This is a genomic window from Burkholderia sp. LK4, assembly GCF_001043615.1.
GTDB lineage: Bacteria > Pseudomonadota > Gammaproteobacteria > Burkholderiales > Burkholderiaceae > Burkholderia > Burkholderia cepacia.
On the sequence record NZ_LDUL01000036.1, the window covers coordinates 153,193 to 160,896 of the forward strand.

General features: G+C 65.7%; 6 protein-coding genes. 2 read left to right on the plus strand and 4 right to left on the minus strand.

What is annotated here, in order from left to right; translation table 11 throughout:
• Positions 1-123: 123 nt before the first annotated feature.
• Positions 124-2,517 carry a patatin-like phospholipase family protein gene (locus tag VK92_RS19510; RefSeq protein WP_048026304.1) on the plus strand — a complete coding sequence of 798 codons (2,394 nt, stop codon included), beginning with the start codon at positions 124-126 and terminating at the stop codon, positions 2,515-2,517.
• 57 nt (positions 2,518-2,574) lie between these two features.
• Here VK92_RS19510 and VK92_RS19515 read toward each other — a convergent pair whose 3' ends face one another.
• The 3 genes from VK92_RS19515 to VK92_RS19525 all read right to left on the minus strand — a co-directional run bounded on the left by VK92_RS19515 (position 2,575) and on the right by VK92_RS19525 (position 5,420).
• Entirely contained in the window at positions 2,575-3,198 is a 624-nt protein-coding gene (locus tag VK92_RS19515; protein WP_021162770.1) for an FMN-dependent NADH-azoreductase, read from the minus strand.
• 316 nt (positions 3,199-3,514) lie between these two features.
• The gene (locus tag VK92_RS19520) at positions 3,515-4,645 is read right to left on the minus strand and encodes an ATP-binding protein (protein ID WP_021162771.1); all 1,131 of its coding nucleotides are present in this window, start codon (positions 4,643-4,645) and stop codon (positions 3,515-3,517) included.
• A gap of 64 nt (positions 4,646-4,709) precedes the next feature.
• Entirely contained in the window at positions 4,710-5,420 is a 711-nt protein-coding gene (locus VK92_RS19525; protein WP_027789596.1) for a response regulator, read from the minus strand.
• Between the two features lie 218 nt (positions 5,421-5,638).
• Here VK92_RS19525 and VK92_RS19530 point away from each other — a divergent pair, with 218 nt between their 5' ends.
• Entirely contained in the window at positions 5,639-6,553 is a 915-nt protein-coding gene (locus VK92_RS19530) for a glutaminase (protein ID WP_048026302.1), read from the plus strand.
• Between the two features lie 257 nt (positions 6,554-6,810).
• Here the strand turns inward: VK92_RS19530 and VK92_RS40300 are convergent.
• A partial coding sequence (locus tag VK92_RS40300; RefSeq protein ID WP_082160936.1) for a LysR substrate-binding domain-containing protein occupies positions 6,811-7,704 on the minus strand: 894 nt, incomplete at its 5' end.

Genomic DNA, 7,704 nt, shown 5'->3' on the forward strand with positions numbered 1-7,704 from the left:
CCGTTCCGGACACATCCGGCTACGCCACAGCCTCTCGCATTACGTCTGTAAAACACGGTAATCTCTCGGTCTTGCCTGCTCCCGGCAGGCCTCAGACGCCCGATCACGCCAGGTATTTCCTCCATGACAGCGACCGTTTCCTTCCGCTGGGCGCGGGTGCGCCCGCTTTGCACGACGCTCGTCGCCTTCTGGTGCTGCACGGTCGCCGCGCAACCGCTGCCGGCCCCCGAATCCGCCGCCGCCCAGGCCACCGCCGCCAGCGCGCCGGCTGCCACGCCCGCCGCATCCGGGCACACCTGCGACGCCGACGGCGGCCCGGCCGGCCGCCCGTCGATCGGCCTCGTGCTGTCCGGCGGCGGCGCGCGCGGTTACGCACACCTCGGGGTCCTGAAGGTGCTGGAGGACAACCGCATCCCGATCGACTGCATCGCGGGCACCAGCATGGGTGCCGTGGTCGGCGGGCTGTATGCGAGCGGCATGGCCGCCGGCGAGATGCAGAAGCGGCTCTCGGAGGTCAACCTCGCGGACATCGCGTTCGACGTGACGGACCGCGCGGACCTGCCGCAAACCAGCCGGGAGGACGAACGCCTGTACATCAACGGGCTGACGCTCGGTTTCGGCAAGAAAGGCGTGAAGGCGCCGGTCGGCCTCGTGCAGGGCAACCGGCTGCAGGCGCTGCTCGCGAACTGGACGGCCGCCGTGCCGACCAACCAGCCGTTCGACCGGCTGCCGATCCCGTACCGCGCGGTCGCGACCGACCTGCAGACGGGCCAGATGGTGGTGCTCGACCGCGGCTCGCTGCCGCTCGCGATCCGCGCGAGCATGGCCATGCCGGGCCTGTTCGCGCCGGCCGAGATCAACGGGCGCGCGCTGGTGGACGGCGGGCTCGTCAGCAACCTGCCCGTCGACACCGCGCGGCAGATGGGCGCAAACGTCGTGATCGCGGTCGACATCGGCTCGCAACTGCGCCCGCTCGACGCGCTCGCGTCGCCCGCCGACGTGATGCAGCAGATGGTCGGCATCCTGATCCGCCAGAACGTGACCGCCCAGCGCAAGCAGCTCGACGCGCAGGACGTGCTGCTCACGCCGGACCTCGGCTCGCTCGCGTTCACCGATTTCCAGAACGCGAAGCAGGCGATCGCCGCCGGCGCGGCCGCCGCGACCGCGGCGCTGCCTAGGCTGCGGCGCTTCGCGCTCACGCCGGAACAATATGCGGCGTACCGCTCCGCGCACGCGCAACCGCTGCCGCCGCCGATCCGGATCACGCGCATCGAGATCAAGACCTCCGGCGGCGTGCCGAAGCGGGTCGTCAGCAACGCGCTGCACGTGAAGCCCGGCGACACGTACGATCCGAACACCGTCAGCCAGGATCTGCTCGGCCTCACGACGGGCGGCAACTTCGAGAGCGTCACGCAGCAGATCGTGAGCCACGGTGACGAGAACGTGCTCGAGATCGACGCCCGCGAGAAATACTGGGGGCCGAATTTCCTGCTGTTCGGGCTCGGCATGTCGAGCAGCTCGACCGACGAGGGCGGCTTCCGCCTGCATGTCGGCTACCGGCGCCCGTGGCTGACCGAATCGGGGCTCGAATTCCGCGCGGACACGACGATCGGCAGCGACCTGCAATCGGCGCGCGTCGAATTCCGCCAGCCGCTGTCGATGGCGTACGGCGTCTATCTGTCGCCCTACGCCGAATACCAGCGCCGCTACGCGAACCTGTACGACGACTCCGGCGACGTGAAGATCACGCAGTACCTGATGCAGACCGCGCGCGCCGGGCTCGATTTCGGCCTGCCGATCGCGCGGCTCGGCGATTTCCGGATCGGCGTCGGGTACGTGACCGGGCACGGCTCGCCGACCTACAACGTCCCGTTCGACGACGGCAGCGGCCAGACGCTGCTGTGGCCGAGCTTCACGTCGCAGGCGCTGATCGCGCGCGCGCGGCTCGTCATCGACCAGCTCGACGATCCGCTGTTCCCGCGCAAGGGTTATTTCACCGAGTTCCGCGTCGAGCGCTCGCTGGTGTCGCGCAACGGGGGCTCGGCGAGCGAATTCGACGACAGCATCAACAACGCGCCCTACACCGAGATCTACGGCAAGGCGATGGTGGCGCAGCAGTTCGGCAGCCACAGCGTCAGCGCGACGATCGAAGGCGGCAAGAGCATCGGCGGCACCAACCTGATCAATGCGTTCAACTTCACGCTCGGCGGCTTCCAGCATCTGTCCGCGTATGCGGCCGACCAGCTGAACGGCAACGAACTCGCGTATGCGCAGGTGACCTACATGAACCAGCTGATGACGTTCAACGCATCGCCGATCAAGGCGCTGTCGGTGGGCGCCAGCGCGGAAGTCGGCAACGTCTGGTCGAGCGGGCAGCAGATCGGCGGCGGCGCGCTCAAGCAGAGCTATACGTTCTTCACGAGCCTGTCGACCGCGTTCGGGCCGGTCTACCTCGGCGTGGCGCTCGCGCCCGGCGGCCGCCGCAACTTCTACCTGCAGCTCGGCCGCACGTACTGAGCGTGCGCGGGTGCCGCTTCGGCGGCATCCGCCACGCCTTCGTGCGACACGCCCGGATCAGAACGCCGCGGCCATCGCGACCGCCCGGGCCTGCGCCTGTTCGATGCTGTCGCTCGCCCGCGCCCCCCACGTGTGTTCGACGGTCAGGCTCCTGACCTCGCTCACGCCGATGAACTTCAACCAGAATTCGATGTAGTCGGCCTGATGCCGGAACCCCGGATTGTCGGCACCGGCGCCCGTCTCCCGGCTCTGTCCGCGAACATGGATGACCAGCGCGCGCGGAATCTCCAGCAGCGGACCGTAGGCCTTGCCGTCGAACGTGAACAGCATGTTCCGCTGGCTGACGAGATCGATCAGCTGCTTGAGCTTGTACGGATAGCCGAAATTCCACATCGGCACGCCCACGACGATCCGGTCCGCTTCCTGAAAGCGCTTCACGAGCGCCTGGATGCGCCGCCAGACCGACTGTTCCGCGTCGTCCATCGGCGCGTTGGCGACGCCTTTGTACTTGGCGCCGATCGCGTCGCTGCCGAAGTCCGGCAAGTCTTCTTCCCAGACATTCAGCGTATCGACGTCGATCGATGCGCCCGTTTCCCGGAACGCATCGACAAAGGCATTGGCGACCGCGATCGACGCCGACCTCGCGCCGCGGGGAGAAGACACGATATTCAAAAGCCGCATGACGTATGACCCTGACAGGAATGCATGAACAACGGAGCGGCCATCGTGGCTGCCCCGGCTTCACGGCTGCGTCGCGGGCCGCCCGCCTCCACTGACACGGATCGGCCCGCCTACACAGTTGCAATTGCAATCGTAATGCAAAGCGTGCGCGCGGGGCAAACGAATCGTCATGCGGTGGCGGTGCGGGCAGACATCGGGACGGGAAAGGAACGGCGGGACAAGCCGGCGACGCGCTCGAATCCGGCGCGCGCGGCTGTCGTGGGGTCGTGCGGGGTTGCTGTCGAGTCCCGGGGCCCGGGATTCGTGTTGCGGATCGTCAGACCGGCCAGCTGATCTCGAAGCGTGCGCCGCCGAGTTCCATCGGGTCGACGACCGCGATCCGGCCGTTGTGCGCGTGAAGCACCTGCCGCGTGATCGACAGGCCGAGGCCATAACCGCCGGTGCGGCGGTCGAGGCGCACGAACGCGTCGAAGATCCGCTCGCGCTCGCTCTCCGGCACGCCGGGGCCGTCGTCCTCGACGAAGATCCCGATGTTGCCGTGCACGAGCGAGATCCCGACGACGATCCGCGACCTCGCGTACTTGCTCGCGTTGCGCAGCAGGTTGCGCATCGCGTACGACATCAGCCGCCGGTCCATCTTCACCCGCAGGTCCGACGCGATCGCGATACGCGACTCGATCGCGCGTTCCGGATACAGCAGCTGCGCATCGTTGACCTGGTGTTCGAACCACGCGACGGGGGCCGTCATCTCGAGATTCGACTGCAGCGAACTGTATTCGAGCCGCGCGAACGTCAGGCTCATGTCGATCAGTTCCTCGAGCTCGGTCACGTCCTGCGCGATGCTCTCGAGCGCGCTCTGGTATTCGGCCGCGGAACTTGGCTCGCGCAGCATTTCGAGCGCGAAACGCACACGTGCGAGCGGCGTGCGCAGCTCGTGCGAGATGCCGTTCGTGAGGTCGCGCTGCGCGGCGATCAGGCGTTCCATCCGCATCGCGAGCGCATTCAGCGTCCGTGCGAGCGGGCCGATGATCACGCTGTGCGATTCGCGCGCGCGCGTGTTGAAGCGGCCGCCCGTGAAGTCGATCGCGCGCTCGCGCACCATCACGAGATCCGACCACACCGGCCGCATCCACCGGTACGCCGCGAGCGCGGGTGCGGCGAACACGAACGCGAGCACGATCCAGATGTCGCCGGGCAGCGAATCGAACGCATGCCACACGACCTGCGGCGACAATTCGACACACAGCGCGAGCGCCGGCACGAGCGCGGTCAGCAGCACGAGGCCGAGCAGATGCAGGTAGGTGCGCACGTAAAGGCGCGACCAGCTCGGAATGCGGTCGGCGCGCGTATCGGTCCACGCGCGGCGGAAATGCAGCCAGCGCCATTTGACGTAGCGCAGCGTCGGCAGCGGCGGTGCATCGGGGTGCGAACGGGTTCGTCGGATCATCTCGGCTCCCGGCCGGCAGGGGGAATGCCCGCGCGGAACGTGACGGCGTCGCCCGAAGGCCGCGTCATTCCCACGCGTGCTTGCTGAATTGATAACCCTTGCTGCGGATCGTCTTGATCCGCTGCGGGTTGCTCGCGTCGTCGCGCAGCTTGCGGCGCAGCTTCGAGATGCGCCCGTCGATCGTGCGGTCGAGGCCGTCGAACTCGACGCCGCGCAACTGCAGCATCAGGTCGTCGCGGCTGACGACTTCGCCCGCATGGCACACGAGTGCCCACAGCAGGTCGAATTCGGCCGACGTCAGGTCGGGCGTGCTGCCGTCGGGCAGCACGACGGAGCGGTCGGTGCGGTCGATCGAGAACTTGCCGAACGCGTAGCGTTCGGGCTGCGGCGCGCTGCTCTCGGGCGCGCGCGCTGGCGCACGGCGCAGCTGGGCCTTGATCCGCGCGAGCAGGATGCGTGGCTCGACCGGCTTGTGCACGTAGTCGTCCGCGCCGAATTCCAGGCCGAGCAGCTCGTCGAACGGCTCGTCGCGGGCTGTCACCATGATGATCACGCCGTCGTACTGCTTGCGCGCCTCCCGGCAGATTTCGAAGCCGTCCTTGCCCGGCAGGTTCACGTCGAGAATGACGAGATCGGGGCGAATGGACAGGATCGCCGGCACCGCGGCGTCACCATGCAGCACAGTGTCGACTTCATAGTCGTTCTTGCGCAGGTAGCCGGCGATCAGCGTGGACAGGCGGGTGTCGTCTTCGACGAGCAGGATGCGAAAAGACATGGGCAGCGGTCGGTTCATCGGGAAAGCCACGGCGGCGCCGGCCGGTGCCGGACGCCGGCCAGTGGCCGAAACGTACCGCATGATACTGCGACAGCCGATTGCCTGTTTAGCGGTCTTGAAAATAAGGGAACGATATCGGCCGAGCTTGACGAATCGGCGCCGGGACGGTTCCATACGGGCTCGCCTGAATCCGGGCCATGCGCTGCCCGCCTGACTTGATGAATTACCAAACGATCCTCGAACGCATCCACACCGAACTCGCCCCCTGGATTGGCCAGGGACGGGTCGCCGATTACATTCCCGAGCTCGCGAAAGTGCCCGCCGACAAGTTCGGGATGGCCGTCGTCACACTCGATGGAAACGTTTGCACGGTCGGCGACGCGCACGAGCGCTTCTCGATCCAGAGCATCTCGAAGCTGTTCGCGTGCACGCTCGCGTTCCAGCTGCTGGGCGACGACCTGTGGGAACGGGTCGGCCGCGAGCCGTCCGGCAACGCGTTCAACTCGCTGGTCCAGCTCGAGAGCGAGCGCGGCAAGCCGCGCAACCCGTTCATCAATGCGGGGGCGCTGGTTGTCACCGATGTGCTGTGCCGGCGTTTCGTGAAGGCCGAGACGGCGCTCGTCGAATTCGTGCGGCGGCTGATCGGCGCGAACGACATCAACTACGATTCGCGCGTCGCGCAGTCGGAACTGCAGCACGCGGAGCGCAACCGCGCGATGGCGCATTTCATGGCGAGCTTCGGCAACATGCAGATGCCGCCGGATACGGTGATCGACGCGTATTGCCGGCAGTGTGCGATCGAGATGAACTGCGTCGAGCTGGCGAGCGCGGCGCTGTTTCTCGCGAATGGCGGGGTCGCGCCGGTGACCGGCGAGCGGATCGTGGATTCGAGTTCCGCCAAGCGGCTGTCGGCGTTGATGCTGACCTGTGGCACTTACGATGCGGCGGGGGATTTTGTGTATCGCGTCGGGTTGCCGGCGAAGAGTGGTGTCGGTGGCGGGATCGTGGCGGTGCTGCCCGGGGAAATGGCGGTTTGTGTGTGGGCGCCGGGGCTCGATGCTAATGGGAACTCGTTGGCGGGGACGCTGGCGTTGGAGTGGTTGACGACTTATTCGGGAAGGTCGATTTTTTGAGGGGGTGAGCAGAAGCACGCTTCATCTGGCGCAACGGCGGTCGATTCATATCTGCGTGGCCCGCTCGATTTCGGAATTCGGCCATTGGCAGCCGCCCCGAAACAGTCACATGGCTTGCCCGGTACCGGTCATTCGACATGGGCGTGGAAGGTGCCCTTGTATTGCCCGGCTACCGGAGCATGCTGATCTGTAGTGGCAAAGCGCCACCACGTGCGAATTGTCGCAGACCCAATTCACTCGGCCACAGATTACGTTTTCTAGTCGCGCCGCAGATTTGCGGACGCGGCTTTCAGCACGTCTGCGAAAGTGGTTGCGGCACGAGTTCGCCCCGTTCCTTTCGGCCACAACAAACCGAGTTTTCGAGACAACTCCGGATGCGTGACGGGTATCAAGTTGACGCGTTCGAAGCCGGAACCAGCACGTTCCGGAACGATAGTTGCAAGTTGCCCTTCTGCGGCAACTGCCAGAAGCGACTCCGTGGTATCCATTTCCACGACTACCCTCGACTGGACGCCGGCAGTTTTGAACGCCTCTTCGATCAGGGTGCGCGTCGAGAATTTTGGTGTCAGCAGCGCAAGGGGAATTGAATCGAGCGCTTTCCATTGGACCCGGCGCCTCTGTGCGAAGGGGTGGCTCCGGCCGACAGCAAGGACAAGTCGCTCCGTGAAGAGATACTCGGATTCGACATCGTCCCGCGAAGCTGGATGGAAGGCGAGACCGAGATCGAGTGTTCCGAGTGCCAGTTTCTCCTCGAGCTCAGTTGCGAGTAGATCCTCAACTACGATCCGGACCTTCGGATACTGCTGATTAAAGGATGAGACCGCTCGAGGTAGAAATGACAGCGGGAATATCGGGATCGCCCCCAAGGTAAAGGTGCCCGCGTTGAGCTCGTTCAGTTCCTGTAGGGCACGTCTTGCTCGTGTCGTTTCATTGCAAGTGCGTGCGGCATAGTCGCGGAAAACCCGGCCGGCCTGTGTAAGGCGAATGCCACGCCCGACTCGATCGAACAGAGCAATTCCTAGCTCCTCTTCGAGTTGCCGAAGGGCGTGCGATAGCGTGGATTGCGCGACGCACATTGTTTCGGCCGCACGGGAAAGGTTGTTGAGTTCGACGATGGCCAGAAAATAGGGGCCTGTCAGGAATTTCGTGTT

Bases quoted from the DNA above. Each gene is read 5' to 3' on its own strand.
- VK92_RS19515 (WP_021162770.1), bottom strand. From the start codon at position 3,198: ATGCGGCTTTTGAATATCGTGTCTTCTCCCCGCGGCGCGAGGTCGGCG.
- VK92_RS19525 (WP_027789596.1), bottom strand. From the start codon at position 5,420: ATGTCTTTTCGCATCCTGCTCGTCGAAGACGACACCCGCCTGTCCACG.
- VK92_RS19520 (WP_021162771.1), bottom strand. From the start codon at position 4,645: ATGATCCGACGAACCCGTTCGCACCCCGATGCACCGCCGCTGCCGACG.
- VK92_RS19510 (WP_048026304.1), top strand. From the start codon at position 124: ATGACAGCGACCGTTTCCTTCCGCTGGGCGCGGGTGCGCCCGCTTTGC.
- VK92_RS19530 (WP_048026302.1), top strand. From the start codon at position 5,639: ATGAATTACCAAACGATCCTCGAACGCATCCACACCGAACTCGCCCCC.